Genomic DNA, 23,358 nt, shown 5'->3' with positions numbered 1-23,358 from the left:
CAGTGGCCGGCGCACTACGTCGCCTTCGACCTGGTGCACCAAGGCGACACCGACCTGACCAGCTGGCCGTACGAGCGGCGGCGCGCGGCGCTGGACTTGCTCTTCGCGGACCGTCGACTGGGGGCACCGATGACGCTGTGCCCGTCGACGACCGACACGGCGACGGCACGCGGAAGGCTGGAGTGGACGACGGCCGGGCTGGAGGGGCTGTGCTTCAAACGGCTAGTGCCCTGACCACGTAGGTTCGCCGGGTTGGGTGTCCGAGCGGTTGGATGAGCGGTGTCGTCCGATCTGACCGCTGGGGGTGTGGTGGCTGAACCTGTCCGTGTGCGCAGGTTGACTGACCAGGAGGGGCAGAAGCTGCAGCAGCTCGTGCGCCGAGGCAGCACCAGTTCGGTGCGTTACCGGCGCGCGATGATGTTGCTGGCCTCGGCCGGCGGGAACCGGGTGCCCGTGATCGCGCAGTTGGTGCAGGCCGACGAGGACACCGTCCGGGACGTGATCCACCGGTTCAACGAGATCGGTCTGGCCTGCTTGGCCCCTCGGTGGGCGGGAGGCCGTCCCCGCCTTCTCAGTCCTGACGACGAGGACTTCGTCGTCCAGACGGCCACCACCCGCCCGGCCAAGCTCGGGCAGCCCTTCACTCGCTGGTCCCTCCGCAAACTGGCCGCCTACCTGCGCCGCGTACACGGCCGTGTGATCCGGATCGGCCGCGAGGCGGTACGGCTGCTCGGCCGCCGCGGCGTCACCTTCCAGGGCACCAAGACCTGGAAGGAATCCCCCGACCCCGAGCGCGACGCCAGGCTCGACCGGATCGAGCACGTGCTGGAGCACTTCCCGGACCGGGTGTTTGCGTTCGACGAGTTCGGCCCGCTCGGCATCCGCCCCATCACCGGAGCTGGCTGGGCCCGCGCCGGCCACCCCGAACGCCATCCTGCGACCTACCACCGCACCCACGGCGTCCGATACTTCCACGGCTGCTACTCCGTCGGCGACGACACCCTGTGGGGCGTCAACCGCAGGAAGAAGGGCGCCGCAACACCCTGGCCGCCCTGAAATCGATCCGCGGGGCCCGCCCGGACGGTGCCCCGATCTACGTCATCCTGGACAACCTCTCGGCTCACAAGAGTGAGACCATCCGGAGCTGGCGAAGAAGAACCGGGTCGAGCTGTGCTTCACCCCGACCTACGCGTCCTGGGCCAACCCGATCGAGGCCCACTTCGGACCATTACGGCAATTCACCATCGCTAACTCCAGCCACCGCAACCACACCGTGCAGACCCGAGCCCTCCACGCCTACCTCCGCTGGCGTAACGCGAACTCCCGCCACCCCGACGTGCTGGCCGCCCAACGCCGCGAACGCGCCCGCATCCGCAGTGAGAAGGGCATCCGCTGGAACGGCCGAAGTCAGGCAGCCGCTACCTGAACTGCCCGTCCTCCGTGGCGGCCACGTACTACAGCGACCGGCTCGGGCAAGACGATCAAGGCCGCCTGTCGGCGTACACCTGAACGTAGGCCGTACGCCGACACCGCCGCATGCGCGCTGGAGTCGTTCCCGGACGGCCGGATCCTCGTGATGGTGCCGACCCTGAACCTGCTCGGGCAGACCGCCCAGGCGTGGCGCCTGGTGGGGCACTGGACCCCGATGGTCGCGGTGTGCTCGCGCGGCTGCCAGTACCCGTAACGCGATCCGGAATGGCTCGCCTCTAACCGGCGGCGCGTCGGCCGCCACCGGGTGCCAGACCACCACCAAGTCCGGCAAGCCGTGACGTGGTACTGGTGGAGCCCGAGCTGGTAGTGGAAGTCGGCGTCGACGTCGCCAGGGACTCCTCCGGCCGATGGCGGTACCCCGTGCAACTGAACAGCAGCAGGCCCCAATCAAGATCAATAAGCACACCATCAGCTACGTCATACTGACGGCCAATCACGAAAGACGACGCTAGAGTCGTCAGGAATGACGCGGAGCACGAGAGGTGGCACCCGGTGTCCGACACAACCCCTCGGGAAGAACCTGCGGCCTCAAGACCGAGGAACTCAGCCCCCTCACCACCGACCCGATTCGTGGATCCAGATGATGGTGGCTTTGGATTTGACTCTGGAGTGGTGTTCATCGCGGCCGCAACACTTGTCCCATTCCTGCAGGCTCTGGGCACTGCGATTGGTACCAGGGTTGGGGAACGTCTAGATGGTGCGACGCGCAGCGCTCTCAGACGGATCCTGCGGCACGAGCGCGAGCGGGGAACACATCAAGGAGGCGGGACCCGCCTAGTGATCCTGACAACCCCGGCAGGCACGCACATTCATATCGACGCAGGCACGCCAGAGGAAGCGCTTCCCCAGTTACTCGTCATGTCTTTTGAGTCACTGGAACAAGACAACTCGGATGTGTCAGCCCTCGTTCGCTGGACACCATCGGGATGGTTAGCGACAGTCGCCCGCTCCAGCCAGCTCTGCGACCTGACCTGGTCCCCTGAGCGAAACGCGTGGGTGCCAGTCTCGTCCCCACCGACATTGCCGATGCCATAGGCGACACAAAATTGAGGTCCGTCAGCCGAAGTTTCATGAACGCTGCGCTTTTCGCATTGGGCAGGCACGGAGGCTGCGCAAAAAGATCGCCGATCAGTTCCCAGATCCAAAGATCGAAGCCACTCTGAGGCCAAGCTCCCTTGAACAGCGCAGGCACTTTCCCGGCTGAAGATCCGTTTGTACACGGTTCGCATCAAGCTCCATGCAACCATCGCATCAACCGGGGCCGCGCTTTCCGTGAAGGCAGTGCACGAGCGACTGCAACTCATCGGTGACTGCCTCGGCGCTCAGTCCGTGCACCAGGCCATCTCCGTCGGAGCTGTCATCCTGCTCGTCCAGGCCTACGGCTCCTGGGCCCTGTACGGCTACGCCCTGGCTGCCGGCGGCGGATGGTTAGGTGTCTCGCTGTGCGGCCACACCGCGCCCAGGTGATCGTCGGTACTATCCTCGGCTCCGCGGTGGCCGCAGCCGTCTTCGCGCACTCCGTTGATAGCTACCACCGATTGGTCGTCTGCGGCACCGGTATCAACTGGCTATAGTCCAGCGAGGCCCCGATGAACCGATACCAGGCCTTGCGCCAGCCTCGGCCGCCGTCACCGTGACCGCCGGGCGGAGGCCCTCACCCGCCTCCAGCCCCGCGCCGGAACGGCACGTCCGGTCCTTGAGAATCGTCAGTCCCCTCTCCCAGCCGATCCGCTCCGCGATCACCGTCGCGGGCATCGTCGGCGTCTCCCGAAGAAGCTCACGGATCTGCACCTCGACCGCGTCCACCGCTGAGCCCTTCGCCGGCCGCTCGTACTTCGGCGGCCGGTCATTCGCCAGGGCCCGCTTGACCGTGTTCTTCGAGATGCCCAGATGCCGCGCGATCGCACGGATCGGCATCTGCTCGGCCCGGTGCAGGCGGCGGATTTCTGCCCAGTCCTCCACGAGGATCACCCTTCCTCCTGACCCTGATCGCCAAGGCCAGAGTCAGACGAAGATCACCAAGTGGGTCACTTTTGATGCGCCGTCAGAGGGTCAGGGTTCGGCCGTCGCCGAGAGGCGGTTCGCCGTCGATGTCGTACGCATGAGTGGGCGCCTGCCGGACGGGACAGCCGCCCCGCTCTGTGTTTCCGCCTGTCCGCTCAGCCCTGAATGATGTTTCCTGCCTGGGATGCTTCCTGCCGCTGCGCGTTGTCCAAGGCCGTCGGCTCGCCCTCGGTCAGCTCGCGGTGCCCGCCCCCTGTCGAGGAGCTGGTGACGGAGCCGTGCACGTCTGCGCCCGTGGACTGGCCGGCGGACGTGGCAGCGGCCGCTTCGGCGGCTGTGGCATGAACCGGCAGGAGTGTGTCGACGCCGGTCATGCTGAGCATGCGCTTCAGACGGTCGGGGACGGCGGCGAGGCTGAGCAAGCCGCCCGCCGCCTGGGCCGCGTGCCAGATGCGGATGAGCGCGCTCAGACCGGCGGAGTCGCAGAAGCCGACCTGTGCCAGGTCCAGGACCAGGCGCGGGTGCCCTCGCTGGATGATCTCCAGGGCTTCGGAGTGCAGGGTGAGCGCGGTGTGCATGTCCACCTCCCCAACGACCGTGGCGACGGCAAGGCCGGGGCGAGGGTGCTGGACGGTCAGGTGGAACGTTTCGGTCACGTCGGTCATCACTCCTGGCCGATGTGTTCGGGTGCGGCGGCGGTGTGGGCGGTGGCGGCGATACCGCTGTCGGGTGCGGCCTGGGGGCCGGGCACGGACAGGGCCAGCAGGGCCACGTCGTCGCCGGCTCCGTCGGGCAGCGAGGCCAGCAGCGTAACGGTGTCCTCGACCAGGGAGGTGGCGGTGACGGGCCCGGTGCGCTGATGGAGGAAGCCGGTCAGGCCGTCCTCGCCGAGCATGGCGCCTTCGGTGGTGCGGGCTTCGGTCAGCCCGTCGGTGTAGAGGAACAGGCTCTCCCCGGGGGTCAGGGAGAAGGTGGTCTGGACGAAGGGTGCCTGGGGGAAGGCGCCGACGAGCATGCCGCCCTTGGGGCGTACTGCCTTGACCCATACGGCGCCGCTGTCGTCGGGGCGCACATGGTAGGCGGGCGGGTGGCCGCCGGTGGCGATGGTGACGGTGAAGCCGCTGCCTTCCCGGGGCTCGAGGAGGCCGAAGAGAGCGGTGCAGAAGCGGCTGCCGGCGGTGACGTCGGTGAGCAGCATGGTGTTGAGCGCGCTCAGCACAGTGACCGGGTCCGGGTTGATCTGGGCTGCGGCGCGCAGGGTGTGGCGGGCCAGGGCGGTGACGGTCGCCGCCTCGGGGCCCTTGCCGCACACGTCGCCGAGGGCGAACGCCCACCGGCCGCCGTCGAGGGGGAAGACGTCGTAGAAGTCGCCGCCCACGTCGTGGGCGGATGCGGTGCGGTAGTGGCAGGCCAGTTCCAGGCCGGGCACCGCGGGAAGGGCCGGGGGCAGCAGGGTGCGCTGGAGGGTGGAGGCGAACGCGGCGATGGCGGCCCTGTCCTGCTCCGCCTGCTCCCGCGCCGCCCGTTCCGCCTCGGCACGCGCCCGTTCCGCTTCGGCGTGACGGCTTTCCGCCTCCCGCCGCTCCTGTTCGTCGCGCAGGGCGCGCAGCGCCGACAGCCGCAGCTCCATCTCGTCCAGCACGATCGCGGCGAGATCGGCCAGGGTAGCGGTGTCGTCCTCGGTGATGGAGCGCGGTCTGGTGTCGAGGACGTTGACGGTGCCCAGCCGGTGCCCGTCGGGGGTGATGATCGGTGCGGCGGCGTAGAAGCGTACCCCCATCTCTCCGGCGACCAGCGGATTGTCCGCTGCCACAGGATCACGAAGCGTGTCGGGAATCACCAGCGCGTCATCGCGCAGGATCGCCGAGCCGCACAGGCCCGGATCGCGGCCGATCTCCTTGACGCCTTCCAGGCCGTGGGCGGCCTTGAACCAGATGCGGTCGGTGTCCACGATCGTGACCGTCGCCACCGGCACGTCGAAGAGCCGGGCGGCCATCGCCGCCACCCGGTCGAACGCCCCGTCGGGCGGAGTGTCGAGGATGTCGTAGCGGCGCACCGCCGCTATACGGGCCGTCTCCGCATCCGGGTCAGGTACCAGCTCGGGGCGACGCCCTGGAGCCGGGCCGGTGGCCGACGCCTGCTGCATCATCGGCTTTCCTCTCCGTCGATGGGCCGCCGCCGTGAACGGCACGAACCGACGCAGCCTAAATCGACCACATGCGCGAACGCCAATGCCACCGCCAACCGCTCTCCGCCACGGCGCCCCGCCCGGCGCGGCACGTCCCGGTCATCGGCCCTCGGCACCGTGCATGGTGAGCTTCTCCCACCGCTGATCGGTGCACTTCTGCCCGCATCACCTGCACACCGGCCGCCGGGCCTCCCGCTCAGCTGCCTGGCGCCAAGCTCCGCACCGACCCCGCCCGCGCCACCCGCCTCCTGCGCGCCCTGCTCGTCCTAACGAACCTCGAAATCAACCGCTGACGGATGATCTTCTCCGTGGGCTCCCGCCTACAACCAGCACGAGTACCCCGAGCATCGGTCACACCAGCCCTCTGACCTGCGACTTCAAGTTGGCGGAGGCTCAGTGGAGTCCACCCAACGTCACGGTGGAGGCCACTCCCACCCAGTGCGCCTCGCGGTGGGTTCCACTCCCCTCGGGTGGGTCCTCACGGTGGCTCCACTCTCCGGGCGTCACGCCGCCCACCGGGTGGGCGGTGGGGCCCGCCGGGTCCACTCACCGGATGTAGCTGCGGCGCAGGCGCGCGGTGCGCCACGGGTTCGGCCGGCCGCCGGGGTACTGCCGGGAGCGGCGCCGGACCGGCCGCGGCTTCGGCAACGGGTACAGCGCCGTCCGCAGCCGGCTGGCGTCGGCCAGGCGCTCCAGGCGCTCCCGCTGCTTCGGCGAGAGCTGTATCAGGATCAGGTCGATCACGGGTTCCTCCTCGTTCACGGGGGCGGTCCCCGTACTCTCGCCGCGCCTTGCTGTCTCCGGGGCCGGGGCGCCGGGTGCGTGCCGGGCGCTGGCGCGGTGGCTTCGATGTGCGTCCTGCCGGGCGGTCACGGCCGGGAACCGGGGCCCTGGCCGTGACCGGGCTGACGGTGCTGCTGCTCGTGCTCCTGGCGGTGGCCGTCGGCGGGGGCGTCGGGCACGGCCGGGGGGTTCATGTCCTCGTAGGCGCGACGGCGGGCGTCGGCGGCGCGGGTGAAGGCGGCGAGCCGCTCCAGGTTCTTCGGCGTGCGCAACCACGTCCCCGCGTCGGTCGTGCGGCCACCGAGGTACTCCTCGGGCATCGCGGCCTGCTGGTGGGCGTGGACGGCGGCGGCCCGCTGCGCCGGGACGCCGCCCTCGCCCCGGGGCCGAAGCCGTCCCTCGTCCGGGGGAATCACTGTGAGCGTGCTCTACCGCAGTAAGGCCGTGGGCATGAGCAAGTCAACAGACGGCCGTCTCCGTACCAGTGCGCATCCGCCTTGCAGAAGGGACATCCATGAAGACACTGCGCGGCCTCACCGCAACCGCCAAACCGTGGACCATCGCCGTGGTGGCCGCCACCGCCGGACTCGCCCTTGGAGGGGCGGCCTCCGCGACCGCTGACCCACCGCGTCCCGCCGCCGTCTCCGGTGTCGAAGTCGTCTGGTCCTCGGACACCTGGCAGACCACAGCCCTCTGCCCTGGCAGGAAGACTGCGATCGCAGGAGGAGCCGATGCCGGCGTCGACCAGAAAGCCGCGCTCGAGGCGAGCAGGCCCACCGGCCTCACCCGTTCCGGCTGGTACGCCCGCCTGACCACAGGCAAGGCCAAGGTCACCGCCTACGCCATCTGCGCCAACGTCACCTGATTGCTCCGTCTTCGGCGACGGTGGCCGGACCGAGGGCTGACGACCTTGGCGGCGCCCGGCCACCACCATGCCGGCACGATGGCCGGCCTTTGTCGCGCACCGAGAGGGTCCGCGTCCGAGAGTTGCCGGGCACCCGGCAGTCGGGCCGCGAGGCTGCGGAACTCGGAGGCAACGGCACGTACGGTTCACAGTCGAGAGGAGGCGCCGCCTCGATCAGGCCGTCGGGGTCGTACAGGACCGGATGCACGCTGGTGTGCATGGCGTCCTACAGTAGGGCCTCTTTCATAAGCGGCGATGGTCCATTGCCTGCGAACATTTCAGTCGTAGTGCTCAGGAGGTCACGGGCTCTGGGCCGTGCTGCGGGCCAGATCGGCCAGTCGTTCCGCGTCCGAGGTGTGCCGGGTTCGGCCGACCAGAGCACAAGTCGCTGTTCCGGGGCACCGGCGTAGCGGAAGGTGTCCCAGTCGAGGGTGAGTTCGCCGACGGTGGAGTGAGCGATACGTTTCCTGCCGAAATCCTGGTGCGACGCGGTGCTCGGCCCACCAGACCCGGAATTGCCGATCGGCAATGACCAGCTCGCCGCACACGCCCATCACACCGATGCGGTCGGTCGACCAGGTCTGCCGCCGCGAGGACTTGGCGGAGCTTGTCGCCGCCGGCACCCCGCTCGGGCCCGGACAGGCCGCCGCCCGGCTCGGGGTGCGCAGGGTCGATTTCACCCACATGGTCCGGCTCGGATGGGGCCGCTCCCCACAGTCGATCGAGGTCCGCTTCGGCACCAGCCGGTCCGAGGGCATCGATGTCGCGCTCTACACCACCGCCTCCGTCGACGCGATCGCCGCCGAACACCATCAGATCGCGGGAGCCGTGGTCACGGCCGAGCCGAAGCGGAAGCAACGGCGGGGAGGATGTCAGCTGCGCGTCCTTTCACCCAGCGCGTTTGATCCACTGCTGTTCCTGGTCCCCGAACGCGCACTCGACAAGCTCGACCGGACCATTCAGCCGGGTCGCCGCGAGGCACTTGTGCTGGGCGTTGTCCCGGTAGACCCAGCGGTTGCCGCCCACAGCGATCTGGGTCCACCGTGTTGCCGTGTTCGCTGCGGATGGGACAGCTCGCCTCGCTCGCGCTCCCCGGTCTGGACGGACCCGTCCACCACGCCGCCCGCCGTCATCCTCTGGCCCTGACGCGCGGCGCCACCCGCGCCTTTCTGCGCCGCGACTTCACCACCGCCGCGCGCATCACCCGCTGGCTGGCCTGGCTGACCGCCGAAGGCAGCGCACCCGAGGTGGATCTGGACCTGCTGACCTCGGACATCGCCTTGCGCGGCAATGACAACGGCCGCTGCTCCCTGGACGCCGCGATCACCCGTCGCCTGCTCGGCCTGGAGGCCGCGTGAGTACACCCCTGGCCCCCTCGCCCACACGGTCCGCTCCCGCGCCCTGACGTGGCTGCACACCCACCGGGAACTGAGCGTACGCGACGCCGGAAACCTGGCCCACGACCTGGATACCGTCAAAACCCTGGCGGAGATGGCCCTCGCGGCCGGCCTGGCCCTGACGGAGGGCACCGTCGGCAGCCGCGAGCGCCGCATGGCCCGCGAACTGCTGGACTTCTGCTGGCAGCGGCTGGGGCGGGGAACGCTGCTGTACGAGCGGCTGCTGCACCATTCCATGACCACCGACGCCGTGGAGTGCTACGCCCCCTTCGCCCAGGCCGTCTACCGCCACCCGGGCCTGGAAGCACTGAGCCTTTTCAGCGCGCCCACCGATCGGGTGACGAGGTGGAGGGCACCATTCGGCACCGCGGTTGCAGCCACGCCGTTCCCGGTAACCCCCAGGGGGTGTCTTCGGGGTGAGTCAGCCATCGCTTGGCATGGCCGGGCGGCCGGGTGGGGAGGGTAGCGCAGGGGCCCGGTGCTGAGGCTGCTCGGCTGGCGTCGAACCGCATGAGAGCGCGGGGTGCGTCGGCGGAGTCGTGTCCGGGTCCGGGTGTGACCGTTCCCTTCCTACTGGCATGGCGGAGGTGCGGCGATGAGCGACGCGGTCAACGACGACGCGGTGTTCACGCGGAAAGTGGTGTCCGGGATTTGCGGTGCGCTGGGTGATACGGGCGTGCGCACCACTCTGGGGACCTCGATGGAACGGAACCGTTCCACGAACGTCCTGCTGGCGGTGATGCTCAACGCTTTCGCCCGGCGGGCGGAGGGGAGGCCGTTGTCCGATCTGGAGAGCGCGTTCGCGGACGCGTTCGCCCGTGCGGGGTTCAGCGATGCCGAGCTCGGCGAGATGGGCCGGTCCTTCTCCGGGGCGTCGCAAGAGGTCCGCAGCAGGTTCTTCCCCGAGCGCTTCGCCGCGCTGGGTGCGGAGGACTCCTACGGCCGGGCCGAGTTGCGTGCCGATCTGCCGCAGCTCGGGCGGGACATCCTCGCCACCTGCAAGAACATCTGGCCGGTGGACGCCAGCCGCCCCATGGGCCCGCTCGGCACCGATGCCGGCGTGCTGGAGGACCAGGCGGAGCTGGTCAACCCCGAGCCAAACGCGGCCTATGTGCGGGAGGCCAAGGAGAAGGGCTGGGGGCTGGTCTGCATGGGGCTTCCCGCCGATCACCCCGCCATCGCGGCAGCGCGGTCCAGCAGCGCTGGTCCCTACTGGATGTCGCTCAGCTACGTCAAGTGCCACGAAGAGTCGTGGGGAGAGGTGGGCAAGGACGAGCCGCGCTTCTCGCTGGCCCTGTGCGATGGGACCACCAAGCGCGACTACACCACCGAAGAGCTCAGCATGGGCACTGGCTACACTCGCGACTTCGAGCCGAACCGCCTGTGGAATGCCGCCGTAGCCAACGGCGGGCTTGCCACGGTGATCGACGCCTGGGAGATGGACCCCGGTCCCGGCTTCGAGAAGGCCAAGCTCATCATCGATGCGGTCCTCGAGATCCTGATGGACGAGCTGACGATGGACAGCTGGGCCGACCTCGCCTTCACCGTCGCCGGCGAGTTGGCCGGGGTCGGGCTGCCGCCCCAGGTCATCGCGCTGTTCGCGATGATTCTGACGGCCGTTAGGGAGTTCCTTCAGAACAACGACGACCACGTCGGAACCTACTCGCTACTGGTCCCGGAATCCGTGCTGGTGCTGCAGAAGCAGATCCAGGGCACCCTGCGCAATCCGCCGCCCGAGGGCGCCGTCCGCAAGATCACCCAGCTCACGGGTCAATCTGAATCCCGCGTGGCGGAGCTCAACGCGACGGGCTACTACCGGGCCTATCAGCCGAAGCTGTGGTACGACGCCGGCAGCGACGGAGAGTGGGAGATCAACTTCCTGCTGCTGCCCGACTCCTCAGGCCAGATCACCGGCCTGCCCACCAGGGTGCGGCTGCAGTCCGTCCTCAGCGGCAAGTTCGCCACTGTCGACCGCTCCGACGGCGACGGCGCCAGCATCAGACAGCAACCCGGGGGCGGTGAGTCCCGTCAGCGGTGGGATCTCCATTCCCTCCCCGGCAACCTCTACCGGTTCAGCTCCGCATTCAGCTCCAGCGGCCGCGGCATGTCGATCGAGGGACCATACCCCGGCAACGCCCCCAAGATGAGGCTGTGGTCCTGGAGGAATGAGTCGCACCAGAAGTGGCGACTGCTCCCCGTCGCTCAGAACGAGTACTTCATCGTCTCCGACTACTGCGGTGGAGCAATCAGCGTCCAAGACGGCAACACCGGGGACGGCGTCTCCCTCGAACACCACAGTCTGCAGGGCCACCCTCGTCAGGTCTGGAGGATCCTTGGGGCATAAGACCCAGCATCCGGGGTGAGTTCTCGCCGCACGCTTCGAAAACGGTGGACGGGCGTTCCGAATCTCTCGATCCCGAACGACCGTCCACCGCTCCGGACCCCGGCCACAGACCACGCCGACGGTAGGCCGGATTGCCGCCGACGAACGTCTGCGCGACGTCGTCACCCAGGCAGCGATTCCTCCCACAGCAGCACCGGCCAACGCTCACACGTCGCACCGCAGTACCGCCGGCTCTTGCGCGATCCGTCGGGAAGGAGCTGCGCACTCTCGCTACACCCCAGAGTCTTCCTGCTCACCGCGTCTCCAGGGTGCCCCTTCCCGCCTGCTCGTGACCATCACCCCGGCGAGCCGTGCAGAGGTCGTTCGGCAAGCCGCTTACAGGTGTGGACTGGCCTGACTGATCGGTCGGGTCGGCTCCCGTGCCGGTAGCGGATCGGGGCGCGTTATGCCACTTTCTTGTACTTGCGGACAGCGGTGACGCCTTGGATCGAGTAGATGGCTGTCATACCTTCCGGGGTCTGTTCGCGCACGATCGTGCCCTTCTTGCCCTCGCTCTCGAACGTCTGGATCAGCTTGCCGGCTTCCTCGGTGAACACAGAGGTCGTCTGGATCTCGCCGGCGAACAAGGGAGTGGAGACCTTCTCGCCGAGGGCGAAGGTGACCTGGTCGGTGTACAGCGCCGACGAGCTGGTCCAGGTCCACCTGTCGCCATCCCGGCTGAGTTCCTCGCTCGGCCTGATCATGGCCCGAGCCTCCCGGCGAGCGGCAGTCATCCCCGCAGCCTGGAGGAACTGGTCCCATACGGGGTCCTTGGGGTCGCTCAGCAGGTCCCACTTCCCGCTCTGCACTATCATTCACCGCTTTCGTATCAGGGTTGTTCCGCACCTGGTGTCGGCTCATGGCACTGCAAAACAGCGTCGCACGTCCTGCCGCACGGCTGCCTCGTCAAGTGGGGGAAGAACGGCCGACGCCCACTGCAGCCGTCCCGAAGGCGGAGGGCCCACCTTCCCGGTCACTGCGGTTCCTGACCTCAGGAGTTCTCGGATGCGCCCGTGGGGGGCATCTGCCACGGGTGGACGCATGCGACTAGTTCGGGGTGGAACAGGGTGCCCGGTCCGCACTGGAAGTCGAAGCGGGTGAGTTCCTTGCCGTCGCCGTTCATGTCCACGCAGCGGTAGAACTTGGACTGATCCTCGGAATCGGGAAAGAAGCCCTCCTCTGTGCAGGCCGGAGGAGCTGCGGCAGCCTGTGTGGTGGGCGAGCATGCGAGACCGGCGAGAGCGAGCAGCAGAGCTGCTGCGGTGCGGCGTGTGCGATTCATGACATGTAAACGCTCTGCACGGGTCCTGGGGTGTTCACCACTTCGGGTGGGGCAACACGCTCTCGGGGCAAAGTGTCGGAAGGCGGCTGCCCTGGTCTTCGGGGCGGGGGCCGGGGACTTCGTTGAGCCGGCGGTGGGTGTGCTGGGAAACCGTGGTGTCTGACCGGCGGCCTTGTCGTTGGGCAGACCATGATCAGGAAAACTGCCGTTCTTGCCCTGCTGGCGGCCTCCGCGGTAGCCCTCGCGGCCGCCCCCACACCCGCCAGCACCCCTCACGCGGTCATTGCCGCCTCGTCGTCCGGAAAGACGGTGTTCAAGGCGCCGCTGCCGCCGGCAGGGGTGGAACTCCCGCACAGCGCGTACGCCGCCAATGTTCCGTTGCAGCTGAACGTCCTCGGCCTGCTCACCCTCGACTTCAAGGGTGGCTTCACCCTCGGTGTCCAGACAGCCGACACCGACCGCACCACGATGAAGTTCAAGGAGCTGCGCATGGAGGCGGACACCAGCCCGTCCACCCCCGGCTCCGGAACGCTCATCTCCCTCGCCTCCGCCGACATGGCGGACACACCGCTCAGCACTCTGAACTCCTCCCGGGAACTGCGCCTCCATACCGCCCTGACCCTGAAGGCCACCGACAAAGAAACCGGGAAGACCCTTCTCAGGCTCTCCACCGCCCCGGGCAAGTACGCCACGTTGAAGGCCGACAACGTACAGACCTTCCCCGTGATCAACCAGCTGCTCACCCTCGAGGAACCGGTGCACCTCTTCGAGGTGTCCTCGGACGGCACCGTCCAGACAGACCGGTCAGTCGGCGCCCTGGAAGGCTTCGACGTCATCGCCGACCAGATCACCTGAACCCGGCCCGAGCGACACAGCACCGACGTCTCCGCTCGCCGGCACGGCCGGCTGGCACCGAAGCCACCGACTGCGACAGGAGCCAGGGTCCGCCTGCCAAAGCCCCATGGCCGTCTCGGCCGGTCTCCCCACCAGGCCGGAGGAGATCTCGGTGTCCGGTGGCGGGGGTGGATCCTTCTTGCTGCAGCGATGGCCGGCCGGGCCGTCCTCCACGAAAGGGGTCCTCCGTTGGCGACCGAGCCTGTCCGCGCCGTCTTCCGCTCTGCTCCACGCACCGCGCCCGGCTTTGGTGAAAGGCTGCGGGGAGCCCTTCACCAGAAGCAGGGCGCGGTCGGCAGCCGGTAGGCGGTGGAGCACAACCTCCGCCCTTCAGCCCCGAAGGCCACCACCCCACCGACAACCGCCTGGCCCTCAACCCCGTCCTGAAGCCCGCGAGCTGAGGGCAGAATGAATGAGGCCCGGGCGGTTGAGCGAGATGTCTCACGTCTCGACCAACCAGGGAGCCTCGTTGGTCACCTATCCTGCCGCCCTGGACCTGCCGCACGCGCTCGTCGAGTGGGTCACGATGCTGATCGTCGCCCGGGAGGGCGACCGCCGCTGCAAGCTCCGCCCCTCCCAGCGGGCCCTGGTCGCGCTGGTGTATCTGCGCAAGCACGACACCCTCGCCCAGATCGCCGCCGGCTTCCGGATCAGCGTCGGCACCGCCCATGCCTACGTCCACCAGGTCACCGACCTCCTCGCCCGCAAAACACCGGGCCTGACCCGGGCCCTGCGCGAGGCCGACGCGGAGTACGTCCTGGTCGATGGCACCCTCGCCGAATGCGACCGCGTCGGCGACGGGCGCGCCGACTACTCGGGCAAGCACCACCGCCACGGCGTGAACCACCAGGTCATCACCAGCCCGACCGGCAGGCTCGTGTGGATCTCCCGCGCCCTGCCCGGCCGAACCCACGACCTGACCGCCGCCCGCACCCACCGCATCGTGAAGACCTGCGTCCGGCTCCGCGTTCCCGCTCTGGCCGACATGGCCTACACCGGCGCAGGCGGCACGTTCGCCGTCCCGACCAGACGCCCACCCCGCAAGGAGCTCAGCGTCGGGCAGAGATCCCTGAACCAGGCCCACGCCCGGCTCCGCCACCCGGTCGAACGCGGCGTGGCCACGCTCAAGCAATGGAGGATCTTCCGCCGTTCCCGCTGCAGCCCGAACTGGCTGTCGTCAGCAGCCAAGGCAGTTCTCACCCTGGAGCTCCAACGCTGAAAAGGCTCACTCACCTCCCACCTCGCCGTGGCCGACATCGCGAACATCGTCGAATACGTCCCCTGCAGGCGCCTCGCCATCGCCAACGCCCTACGCATCACCGGGCACGACAGCGGCACGAAAGCCCCCGAATGGGAACGCCTCGTCCAGGCCACCTGGCTCGCGGCCACCCCACAGCCCTGGCACATCGACTGGGAAACCGCCTACGCCCTGACGCACACCGTCTTCCACATCACCGACTGGGGACGCCGCCCCGGGGCCTTGCCCGGCACCATGGCCGCCTACCTCACCCGCTGGCTGCCGGTATGGACCGACATCTGGACGGAAACCCGCCAGTGGGATCTGGTGGCCGAACTGCTGGCCGTCGGCGTCTGCCTGCCCCGGCCGCACATCGAACTGGACGACTGGCAGCGCATGCAACAGACCCAACACCCCGACGGCCTGTTCCCTGTCGACGGCCAGCCCCTGGACGATGACCCCGCCACCCGGTTCCAGGACCACTACCACAGCACCACGGTGAGCGCCATCGCCGCCACCATCGCCCTCTCCCGCGACCTGACCCTGCCCACCGCCACCGCACCGGACCACGGCGCATGACCGCATCCGACCACGCCGCCGTCGCCGACGACGGCACCCGCGGCCTCGATCCCGCGCTCATCGAACAGGCGACGCGCACTCTGCTGACCGCAGCGCCCGCAGCCAGCACGATCGCCGTGGCACTGCATCGCAAAGGCCGTCACGCCGTGGTGGTACGCGGCCGCACCGCACATCGCGGCGGCCGGCCCGCCACCGCCTCCACCCGCTTCGAGATCGGCTCCCTCACCAAGACGTTCACTGCTCTCCTGCTCGCCGAACACGCGGCCCGCGGCCTCCTCCATCCCCACGACACTCTCGCCCAGCACCTCCCCGCCGGGACCACCCTGCCGCCACAGGGCACCGCCATCACACTCACCCACCTGGCCACCCACACCTCCGGCCTGCCGGACGCCGCCCCCGGCCTGCCCCGCGTCCTGCCCCTCCTCCTCCACCCCCTCACCCGGACCCCCGCCGTCCCCCTGCTGGCCGCCCCCTACGCCCGCTTCACCGAGGACGAAGCCCTGCGCATCCTGCCCCGCGCCCGCCTGCGGTCCCGCCCCGGAACCCGCTACCACTACTCCAACTACGCCGTCGCACTACTCGGTCACGCCCTGGCCCAAGCGGCCCGCACCCCCTACCCGTCCCTGACCGACACCCGCCTGCTGCGCCCCCTGCTCCTACGCGACACCTACTGCGGCATTCCACCCTTCCCCCACGCACAGGCCACCGGTCACTGGCGGCGTCACGCCCAACCACCCACACATATGCCCGGCCTGACCGCCTCCGGGTCCGTCAGAGCCAGCATCCGCGACATGCTCACCTACCTAGAAGCCCTCCTCGACCCGGCTTCAGCCGAAGCGGCCCCAGCCTCCCTGCGCACAGCACTGCACGACGTCCGGCAGCCCCGGCTCCGCAGGCCCCGCAGCACCACCAAGCTGGCACTCGTCTGGAACATCCGGCCCCGGCCCGACGGCAGCAGCGTCTACTACCACACCGGCGGCACCTTCGGATTCTCCGCCTTCGCCGGCTTCAACCCCCACCACAGCACAGCCGTCGCAGCCCTCGCCAACAGCAGCGCGGCACGCGACAACCACCTCGTCCAAGAGGCATACAACACCCTGATCAGCCTCCACCGATAAGACGCCGCCGGATCGGACGAGCTGTCGTCACCCGCCGACGCCCCACCACGTACGAGTGACGATCGCACGGGTGCCTCCAGCCTCTGGCGTCGCGGCCGCAAGGAAACGTGCAGCGCTTGTGCTCCGGCTCTACGCGGACGACCCACCGCACGGGCCACGGGCGTCTCCCCCAAGGCCTCGCGCGGTGCCCAACCGGCCGACGGGCCATCTCGCCGGTGTCGGTCCCCCCGCGCGAGGCCGCCCCGTCGCGGCCCGGTAGGCGTCAGTACGACCGCCGGGCCCGGTGCCCTGGTCAGGCGCCGGGCAACCCGCGAGCGACGTTCTCCAACCCGCTCTTGACGGCGTTCAGCTGGTCACCGACGACACTCAGTCGCCTTTGCAGGTGGTCGAGGCGTGCTGCTACCGCCAGTGTCGCGAAAGCCTGCGCCAGTTCGGCCGCGCCGGGCTGCCCCAGTCCCGCCTTCCCGGCCCAGGCCAGCGCCAGACGCTCGAACTGCGCAGCACGTCCGGCCGATGCGTTCGCAACCATCCATGAACCCTTCCGCGGCCAAGGCATCACCGCCGGGCCGAGCGGCCCGGTCTCAGTCGATGCCGTCGAAGTCAGGAAGAAGATCCGGCACCGGTACGTGCGGTGGGACCAGAGGGTACGACCTGGCCGATTTGGACACGAGGAACTCGACAACCACCGGGCGGTCGCGTATCGCGGATGCCTCCGCCACGACCTGGTCCACCTCGCCCGGGTGTGCGCACGTGAACGCAGCACAGCCGTAGGCCCGCGCCAGTGCACTGATATCCGGGCTCTCCGTCGCCTTGTGGCCGGAGAGGTCCGTCTCCTCGTTGTCGTGCGGGTACCACAGGTCCTGCCACTGACGCACCATGCCCAGCATGGCGTTGTTGATGACCGCAACCTTGATGGGAAGCCGGGCCTGGACGCAGGTGGCCAGCTCCTGGCACATCATCTGGAAGCTGCCGTCCCCGTCGATGGCCCATACCTCCGCGTCGGGGTGAGCGGCCTGCACGCCCATCGCGGCGGGGACGGCGTACCCCATGGTGCCCGCGCCGCACGTGGTGATGAAGGTGCGCGGGCGTTCGTACCGGAGGTGCTTGGCCGCCCACACCTGATGCTGCCCGACGCCCGCCGTGTACAGAGTGTTCGGGCCGGCGGTGAGGGATCCGAGGCGTTCCACGGCGTACCGGGGGTCGAGGGCCCCGTCGATTTCCTCGCCATGGCCCGGTTCATGGCGGCTGCGCCAGCCGTCCAGGGTGTGCCACCAGGACGAGAGGTCCGGGTGACGGTGCCGGCCGCTTTCGAGGGCTTCGCGGACCCCGTCCCTCATCATGGCAAGGGCGGGACGGCAGTGAGCGTTGATCCCGATGTCGGCGCGCCCGGTACGGGAGATCTCTGCGTCGTCGATGTCGATGTGGACGATCCGGGCGTCGGGAGCGAAGGCGTCCGGCTTCCCGGTCACCCTGCTGTCGAAGCGGGCGCCGACGGCGAGGATCAGGTCCGCGTTCTGCATGGCGGCGGTGGCCGCGATCGTTCCGTACATCCCGGGCATGCCGAAAGCGAGGCGATGGCCGTCCGGGAACACGCCGCGCGCCATCAGGGTGGTGACAACCGGCACGCCGATCTCCTCCGCCAGCTCCCGCAAGGGACCGGCGGCCTCACCTCGTACGACCCCACCACCCGCGTACAGGACCGGCCGCCGAGCAGCCAGCAGCGCTGCCACGGCCTGCTCGATCCGGGCGGGGTCGGTCGTCGGCGGGTCGGCTGCCTCCCGTCCGCCGCCGGGCACCGGGGTTCTTCCGTTGAAAGCGTCCATGGTGACGGAGACCAGCACCGACCCGGGGCGCCCGCTCATCGCCCTGCGGGCGGCCTCGGTGACGGCCGGAAAGACGTCCGCCGCTCGGGTCACTTCCACGGAGTACTTGGTGACCGACGAGACGACGGAGCAGATGTCCGCCTCCTGGAAGGCTCCGGTGCCCAGTTGATCGCTCTCCACCTGTCCCGTGAGCGCCAGGACGGGCACGGAATCCCTCTGCGCGTCCATCAACGCGGTGACGAGGTTCGTCGCGCCCGGCCCGGAGGTGGACAGACACACTCCGAGGCGGCCGGTGGCCTGGGCGTAGCCCGAGGCCGCGTGTCCGGCGCCCTGTTCGTGCCTGGCCAGAATGTGACGCACCTCCGGGAAGTCCCCCAGCGTGTGGTACAGCGGGACTATGGCCCTGCCGGGTATGCCGAAGACGACCCTCACGTCCGCGCTCCGCAGGGCGTGCAAAGCGGCGGCAGCACCTGTCACGTGGCGCCCTTCATCACCGAGGCTCACCCGCTCGGCACGACGCGTCATGCGTGGAGGCTGTAGACGCTGTTGACCCCGCCGTCCGGGGTGATCTCACCCGTGGAGCTCATGTTCCTGCCGTCCAGCTTCTCGAACACGCCGCCCGTGCTCTGTGCCCTCATGGAACCGCGCAGATGGTAGCGGCCGTCGTCATCGCGCCGGCCCGACGAGGACCCGGTCAACGCGACCGTGTCGAAACTTCCCTCCGCCGTGGCGACGATCCGGCAGGTGGTCGTCACGGTACCGTCCTGAAGGCGCCGCATCAGATGGTTGGCGACGACTTGCACGGCATGGCCATCGATGTTTCCGGTTCCCGACGCCAGGACTTCGAGTTCTACGAGGTTTCCTTCCACGGAGATTATTCGAGTCGCGTCAGTGGTTTCAGCTAATTCGCAGATCACCTTGTCGGACATTTGATCGCGTCCCTCTTGGCTGGGAATGTAAGAGGGACAGTAGGCTCGGGGGCAAGGCGCGACAAGGCGCAAACCCAGCCAGCCGCATGCCGCGTGCGCTGCCTGACGAGTGCTTCCCCCTTTGAACCCGAACCTCCCCCCGACAGGCCCTGACGGCCGCTACAGTCCACGAACGGTCGTGAGAGCGGCGAGTCCGGAGATCTCCAGCACGGGGCACCGGCACCGCCGTCCTCCGCCTTGATGGGGAGCGGCGGTCGCTTGCGGCGGCGCCGTGCCACCGGCCCCTTGGCCGGTTCCCGTTCGAGTACGGCGAACAGTTCGTCACTGGGCGGCGGCGATACCGGCCTCGGGCAAGCCGGGGCACGCGGCCCGTTCTGCGACCATGCCTCGCGGCATCGGTGAGCCGACCGGACGCCGACCCGCAGGTCGTGAGTGACAACCGGGTTCTTCGCCGCCCTGTCCGAACCGCTCGGTCACCTCGTCCTCGACGCCTCGCCGCAAGGCCGCCCCGCGTCGGTCAGTCCGCCGGCTGAGCAGTGGGCAACCATCGCCGGACAAGCCGACCGGATCCGCCTCCGCCGGGGCGACCGCACCGCCCAAAAGCGCGGGGAAGCGTTGCCTTTGCGGGTGTGGACACGCCCCTCAGCGCTCCTTCCATGTAGAGGCGGGGCGCGTGAATTGACCAGGGGCGTGCCTGTGCTTTTACCGGGCCAGTGCGCGGCGGCTTGGCAGAATTGATTACGATGTCCAGTGCGCTGGTTTTTTCAGGTGCGCTCTCTCGAACCATCCCGAGCGGCAAACCAGGTCCCGCAACTCTGCGGATCGCCTCCGGTTCGGCCTCACAGAGTTGCGGGACGCACTCACCGGCCTTCGTAACCAGGGCCGTTACCGCCGGCGTCTTCGCTTTCCTCGTAGGTACCGTCGGCCTCGCCCGCGATGCGTTCCTTGCGGACCCGGCCACGCACCCGCTCTTCGGTGGTCTGCTCCTCGGTGACCAGTCTGACCCGCTCCACGGGAACGGCTTCGGTCTGCGCCACCGGACGCTCCTCGTGCAGTATCACCTCGTGTTCGGCCTCGGTGATGTCGGGCCCGGACAGGGCCGCCTCGCGATTGGCATCCGTGATCGGCTCGCGCTCGACCCGCACCTCCTCGTGACGCAGAGGAACGACCTCCTCCACGTCCTCGGTGACCACGTACTTGCGCAGCCGGGCACGGCCCGCCTCGTGGCGCTCAACACCCACCCTCATGCGCTCCTCCGAGCGCGTCATGGCGTCGTCGCGGGCCGCCGTGGGCCGCTCACCGGCACGTGCCCGATCACCCGCCCCGACACGAGCGCTCTCCGCTGTGCCGCTCGACCCCCCGTCCGTTGCACGTCCGCCGAAGCCCGCGTCCGCCGCCGTCCCCGCGGTCCCAGCCGCACCGACCGCCCGACTCCTGTCCCCGCGCTCACCGTCGCCGCGCGGGTCTTCGTCCCAGCTCAGGCCGTAGTAGTCGTAGAGTTGGTGTTCCTCCGGCTCGGAGAGATGCCCACCAGAGTCGATGTCGATGTGCGGCGCCCCTTTGACCGTGTCCTTGCGGTACGGCACCTCCAGGTGATCATCCACCAGTGACGCCTCCCGGGTCGGCACGAACGATTCGCTGGTGCCGAACAGCCCCGTCTTGACGGTCACCCATTCCGGCAACCCCGTCACATCGTCCAGGTAGACGTGCTTGGCGTCGCCGATCTTGTGACCGTCGCCGTCGTAGACCGCGTGGTCCAGAACACTGGAGATCTGGCCCTTCGTGATCATGTTTCATCCCCTTTCTACGGATGTGCCCTTTTTGGGTAGACCGACGAGAGGCGACTAAACACCTCCTGGCCAACCCCTCCCAAGTGAGTCGTACGTCCGGCACTCCAGCGGCACTACGACGTTGTACCTGTTCAGAGCGGCTTGGGGCGTCAACACGACCGGGAGACATGCCGCATCCAGCCGCTGTAGCGCCGGACTTCGTACGGGTCGAGGACGAACTCGTCCCTTGCAGCCTGAAGGGCACCTTCGAATCCCGATGGCGCTGTCGAGAGTCACATAAGGCGCCACCCCTGCGGTCTGCGACGACGGTGGCTTCCATCTTGCTCCGCCCTTCTCGCATTGAGCGCGCGAGTGCCCGCCCGCCATCGCGGCCGGCGACCAGGCCGACCCGAAGTGCGTTCGTGCCCAGCCGCAGTTCGACATTTCCGGCAGAGGGACAAGGCCGCCGACGGTGTGGGGCGCGGCCTGCTCGCCTTCGACGGTGACCGGCGCGGCCGGGGCCCCTTTCCGCGCGGCATCGGTGAGACGCATCGCGTTGTGCGGAGACATGACGACACCTCCCGGGCTCGCTCCTCCCAGGACCGCTTGTGGGAGGAGTTCGCGGCCACCAGCGGACGGGCACGGTGAAATCGACGGGCCAGGAGAAACGATCCGCGACCGGCATCCGTCGACTCTTCAGTGGTGCAGCGAGTTGACGGTCGCACTTGCGGGCCCGGGTCAGCGGCGTGATTGCCGATAGCCGGCTCTCAGGACGCGGCCTGGCGGTTTCCCGGCCTGCCGACGTGCTGCGCCGTACGGCTTACGCCGATCTGTCGCCGGGGCGCCGGCCCCGTTCACATCGTCCGAAAGACCCGCGCCGGCCCCCTTGAAGCACCCCGCGCTCGGCCCGAGCGTATCCGGCAGAAGGCCGAACGGGTGATGCCGGGGCGCTATGGGGGTCCGAGGACTCCGCCGCGCGAGGGATATCCCTCGGCGCGCCCGGCGCCGTTGCCGAGGTTCACGCGAGCCACAGTGCAGGGTCCAGGCGAAAGAGTGATTCGTATGAAAATCATTTGAACCAGGAGGTTCGTGCATGCCCACCCCGAAACCCCCCTATGCGATCGGCTCCCGCGCCAAAGCCACCATCGTCCTTACCGCCCTCGCCGCGTCAGGCACGTCATGGGTGGCTGCCCCAGACGCGACAGCCCAAGGGGACGACGGCGACGCAGCCCTCGCGGCTGCGGGTGCGGCTTGGGCGCAAGTGTCACGCGGACAGAGTTACGGGGCCTACTGGGCGGGCTACGGGGCGACTGGAGTTGGCGCGGGTGGCCCCGGCGGCCCCGGGGGACCCGGCGGCCCCGGCGGCCCCGGGGGACCCGGCGGTCCCGGGGGCCCCGGGGGCCCGGGAGGACCAGGCGGCCCCGCAGTCCCAGGGTTCCTCGGAGGTCCGGGGTTCCCCGGAGTGCCGGGCGGCCCCGGAGTGCCGGGCGGCCCCGGAGTGCCGGGCGGCCCCGGAGTGCCGGGCGGCCCCGGAGGACCAGGGTTCCCCGGAGCAGGACCAGGCGGCCCCGGAGTGCCGGGCGGCCCCGGAGGACCAGGGTTCCCCGGAGCAGGACCAGGCGGCCCCGAAGTGCCGGGCGGCCCCGGAGGACCAGGGTTCCCCGGAGCAGGACCAGGCGGCCCCGAAGGACCAGGACTTCCCGGAGTCCCAGGAGGCCCTGGGGTGCCAGGAGGCCCCGCAGGACCGGCCGGCCCCCCGAGACCAGGGACTCCCGGAGACCCAGGCGGCCCCCCAGGAGCAGGAATCCCCGGAACAGGACCGGGCGCCCCCGGACGGCCGGGGCTCCCCGGAGTCCCAGGACCCTCGGGACCAGGGTTCGCCGGAGCAGGACCAGGCGCTCCCGGAGGACCAGGATTCGCCGGAGCCGGTCTAGGCGGCCCCGCAAGAGCAGCAGGCGTCCCGGGAGGGCCAGGCGGCGCTGGACGACTCGGAGGCCCGGGGGCCGTGGGCACTTCGGGAGGACCAGGCGGCTTCGCGGGGCCGGGGGACCCCGGCGCCGCAGGGGGCCCGGAAGCTCCAGGCCGGTCCGGACCAGGTGACCACGACGGTCCGCGGGGCGGTGTGCACGCGGGCGGCGGCGGTCTTGCCCACACGGCTGCCGCGTACTCCCCGGTGGCCGCCGCGGGAACCGTGGGTCTGGTCGCGATCAGCGCCGCCGTCTACGTTCGGCGCCGCCGACGGTCGCATGGTGCCACTTACTGATCGTTTCAAAATGAGTTCGACTCGAAGGCTTGGCAGTTGAGGTGTTGAGGTGTTGAGGCGGCGGAATCCTGTCCGTGTCTGCTGATCTTGTGCCCGATGATCTGTGGGCGAGAGCGGCACCTCTGCTGCCGCTTCGCCCTGCGAGGCGTCATCGCCGTCCCAGGCGGCTGCCGGTCGACTGCCCGCCGGATCGGGCGGGGACTGATGGCAGGTGTCTACGGGTGGAAGGCGACCTCCGGGTTCTGCGGGGTCGGCCCGTCGAGGAGCGGCTGGGCGACGTCCTTCAGGTGCAGGTCGAAGAAGGCCGTGACGTA

The 23,358-nt window shown here is 69.3% G+C and carries 20 protein-coding genes and 4 pseudogenes; 12 read left to right on the top strand and 12 right to left on the bottom strand.

The window, feature by feature from the left end; all coding sequences use genetic code 11:
- From ACZ63H_RS35830 to ACZ63H_RS35820, 3 genes and pseudogenes are all read left to right on the top strand, one after another.
- A partial coding sequence (locus ACZ63H_RS35830) for a DNA ligase-like domain-containing protein (RefSeq protein ID WP_469872360.1) occupies positions 1-234 on the top strand: 234 nt, incomplete at its 5' end.
- A 75-nt stretch (positions 235-309) separates the two neighbouring features.
- Positions 310-1,426, top strand: a pseudogene (locus ACZ63H_RS35825) (IS630 family transposase).
- A gap of 9 nt (positions 1,427-1,435) precedes the next feature.
- Positions 1,436-1,663 (top strand): annotated as a pseudogene (locus ACZ63H_RS35820) (hypothetical protein); the annotation flags it as partial.
- A 1,517-nt stretch (positions 1,664-3,180) separates the two neighbouring features.
- Here ACZ63H_RS35820 and ACZ63H_RS35815 read toward each other — a convergent pair.
- The 5 genes and pseudogenes from ACZ63H_RS35815 to ACZ63H_RS35795 all read right to left on the bottom strand — a co-directional run.
- Positions 3,181-3,462, bottom strand: a pseudogene (locus tag ACZ63H_RS35815) (helix-turn-helix domain-containing protein); the annotation flags it as partial.
- Between the two features lie 188 nt (positions 3,463-3,650).
- Entirely contained in the window at positions 3,651-4,160 is a 510-nt protein-coding gene (locus ACZ63H_RS35810; protein ID WP_469872358.1) for an STAS domain-containing protein, read from the bottom strand.
- Positions 4,160-5,644, bottom strand: coding sequence for a PP2C family protein-serine/threonine phosphatase (locus tag ACZ63H_RS35805; protein ID WP_469872357.1), 1,485 nt, complete (start codon positions 5,642-5,644; stop codon positions 4,160-4,162). Before ACZ63H_RS35805 ends, ACZ63H_RS35810 begins: the two co-directional genes overlap by 1 nt.
- 585 nt (positions 5,645-6,229) lie before the next feature.
- Entirely contained in the window at positions 6,230-6,427 is a 198-nt protein-coding gene (locus ACZ63H_RS35800) for a hypothetical protein (RefSeq protein WP_469872355.1), read from the bottom strand.
- Positions 6,428-6,552: 125 nt separating this feature from the next.
- Complete coding sequence (locus tag ACZ63H_RS35795) at positions 6,553-6,882, bottom strand: hypothetical protein (protein ID WP_469872353.1); 330 nt, start codon at positions 6,880-6,882, stop codon at positions 6,553-6,555.
- 98 nt (positions 6,883-6,980) lie between these two features.
- Between ACZ63H_RS35795 and ACZ63H_RS35790 the strand changes: the two genes are divergently transcribed.
- The gene (locus ACZ63H_RS35790) at positions 6,981-7,331 is read left to right on the top strand and encodes a hypothetical protein (protein WP_469872352.1); all 351 of its coding nucleotides are present in this window, start codon (positions 6,981-6,983) and stop codon (positions 7,329-7,331) included.
- Between the two features lie 265 nt (positions 7,332-7,596).
- Here ACZ63H_RS35790 and ACZ63H_RS35785 read toward each other — a convergent pair whose 3' ends face one another.
- Positions 7,597-7,899 (bottom strand): MmyB family transcriptional regulator, encoded by a 303-nt coding sequence (locus ACZ63H_RS35785; RefSeq protein ID WP_469872350.1) that lies wholly within the window; start codon positions 7,897-7,899, stop codon positions 7,597-7,599.
- 535 nt (positions 7,900-8,434) lie between these two features.
- On the opposite strand from ACZ63H_RS35785, the gene ACZ63H_RS35780 reads away from it, so the two are divergent.
- The 3 genes from ACZ63H_RS35780 (at position 8,435) to ACZ63H_RS35770 (ending at position 11,111) form a co-directional block, all read left to right on the top strand.
- Positions 8,435-8,728 carry a hypothetical protein gene (locus ACZ63H_RS35780; protein WP_469872348.1) on the top strand — a complete coding sequence of 98 codons (294 nt, stop codon included), beginning with the start codon at positions 8,435-8,437 and terminating at the stop codon, positions 8,726-8,728.
- Complete coding sequence (locus tag ACZ63H_RS35775) at positions 8,661-9,233, top strand: DUF6895 family protein (RefSeq protein WP_469872347.1); 573 nt, start codon at positions 8,661-8,663, stop codon at positions 9,231-9,233. The genes ACZ63H_RS35780 and ACZ63H_RS35775 overlap by 68 nt, the downstream gene beginning before the upstream one ends.
- 129 nt (positions 9,234-9,362) lie before the next feature.
- Positions 9,363-11,111: an RICIN domain-containing protein gene (locus ACZ63H_RS35770; RefSeq protein WP_469872345.1), complete on the top strand. Its 1,749-nt coding sequence runs from the start codon at positions 9,363-9,365 to the stop codon at positions 11,109-11,111.
- 443 nt (positions 11,112-11,554) lie between these two features.
- On the opposite strand, the gene ACZ63H_RS35765 is transcribed toward ACZ63H_RS35770, so the two are convergent.
- Together ACZ63H_RS35765 and ACZ63H_RS35760 are read right to left on the bottom strand one after the other, a co-directional pair.
- Complete coding sequence (locus ACZ63H_RS35765) at positions 11,555-11,854, bottom strand: lipocalin/fatty-acid binding family protein (RefSeq protein WP_469872343.1); 300 nt, start codon at positions 11,852-11,854, stop codon at positions 11,555-11,557.
- A 287-nt stretch (positions 11,855-12,141) separates the two neighbouring features.
- Complete coding sequence (locus ACZ63H_RS35760; protein ID WP_469872342.1) at positions 12,142-12,432, bottom strand: chitin binding peritrophin-A domain-containing protein; 291 nt, start codon at positions 12,430-12,432, stop codon at positions 12,142-12,144.
- A 189-nt stretch (positions 12,433-12,621) separates the two neighbouring features.
- Here ACZ63H_RS35760 and ACZ63H_RS35755 point away from each other — a divergent pair, with 189 nt between their 5' ends.
- The 4 genes and pseudogenes from ACZ63H_RS35755 to ACZ63H_RS35740 all read left to right on the top strand — a co-directional run bounded on the left by ACZ63H_RS35755 (position 12,622) and on the right by ACZ63H_RS35740 (position 16,260).
- Positions 12,622-13,287: a hypothetical protein gene (locus ACZ63H_RS35755; RefSeq protein ID WP_469872340.1), complete on the top strand. Its 666-nt coding sequence runs from the start codon at positions 12,622-12,624 to the stop codon at positions 13,285-13,287.
- A 508-nt stretch (positions 13,288-13,795) separates the two neighbouring features.
- Positions 13,796-14,545: a transposase gene (locus ACZ63H_RS35750; RefSeq protein WP_469872338.1), complete on the top strand. Its 750-nt coding sequence runs from the start codon at positions 13,796-13,798 to the stop codon at positions 14,543-14,545.
- A 24-nt stretch (positions 14,546-14,569) separates the two neighbouring features.
- Positions 14,570-15,142 (top strand): annotated as a pseudogene (locus ACZ63H_RS35745) (DUF6895 family protein); the annotation flags it as partial.
- A complete protein-coding gene (locus tag ACZ63H_RS35740; RefSeq protein WP_469872336.1) occupies positions 15,139-16,260 on the top strand; it encodes a serine hydrolase domain-containing protein in 1,122 nt (373 codons plus the stop codon). The pseudogene ACZ63H_RS35745 and the gene ACZ63H_RS35740, both read left to right, overlap by 4 nt.
- A 292-nt stretch (positions 16,261-16,552) precedes the next feature.
- Here ACZ63H_RS35740 and ACZ63H_RS35735 read toward each other — a convergent pair whose 3' ends face one another.
- The 4 genes from ACZ63H_RS35735 to ACZ63H_RS35720 all read right to left on the bottom strand — a co-directional run bounded on the left by ACZ63H_RS35735 (position 16,553) and on the right by ACZ63H_RS35720 (position 20,802).
- Positions 16,553-16,789 carry a hypothetical protein gene (locus tag ACZ63H_RS35735; protein ID WP_469872334.1) on the bottom strand — a complete coding sequence of 79 codons (237 nt, stop codon included), beginning with the start codon at positions 16,787-16,789 and terminating at the stop codon, positions 16,553-16,555.
- A 52-nt stretch (positions 16,790-16,841) separates the two neighbouring features.
- Positions 16,842-18,608 carry a biosynthetic-type acetolactate synthase large subunit gene (gene ilvB / locus ACZ63H_RS35730; protein ID WP_469872332.1) on the bottom strand — a complete coding sequence of 589 codons (1,767 nt, stop codon included), beginning with the start codon at positions 18,606-18,608 and terminating at the stop codon, positions 16,842-16,844.
- Positions 18,605-19,012 (bottom strand): hypothetical protein, encoded by a 408-nt coding sequence (locus tag ACZ63H_RS35725; protein ID WP_469872330.1) that lies wholly within the window; start codon positions 19,010-19,012, stop codon positions 18,605-18,607. The genes ilvB and ACZ63H_RS35725 overlap by 4 nt, the downstream gene beginning before the upstream one ends.
- Before the next feature lie 860 nt (positions 19,013-19,872).
- Positions 19,873-20,802, bottom strand: coding sequence for a PRC and DUF2382 domain-containing protein (locus tag ACZ63H_RS35720; RefSeq protein WP_469872328.1), 930 nt, complete (start codon positions 20,800-20,802; stop codon positions 19,873-19,875).
- Between the two features lie 1,304 nt (positions 20,803-22,106).
- On the opposite strand from ACZ63H_RS35720, the gene ACZ63H_RS35715 reads away from it, so the two are divergent.
- Positions 22,107-22,715 (top strand): hypothetical protein, encoded by a 609-nt coding sequence (locus tag ACZ63H_RS35715; RefSeq protein ID WP_469872327.1) that lies wholly within the window; start codon positions 22,107-22,109, stop codon positions 22,713-22,715.
- The last annotated feature ends 643 nt before the right edge of the window (positions 22,716-23,358 follow it).

The organism is Streptomyces sp. NPDC104831 (genome assembly GCF_055583025.1).
The sequence above is the reverse complement of the archived record's forward strand: the minus strand, read 5'-3'. Positions and strand labels throughout refer to the sequence as shown.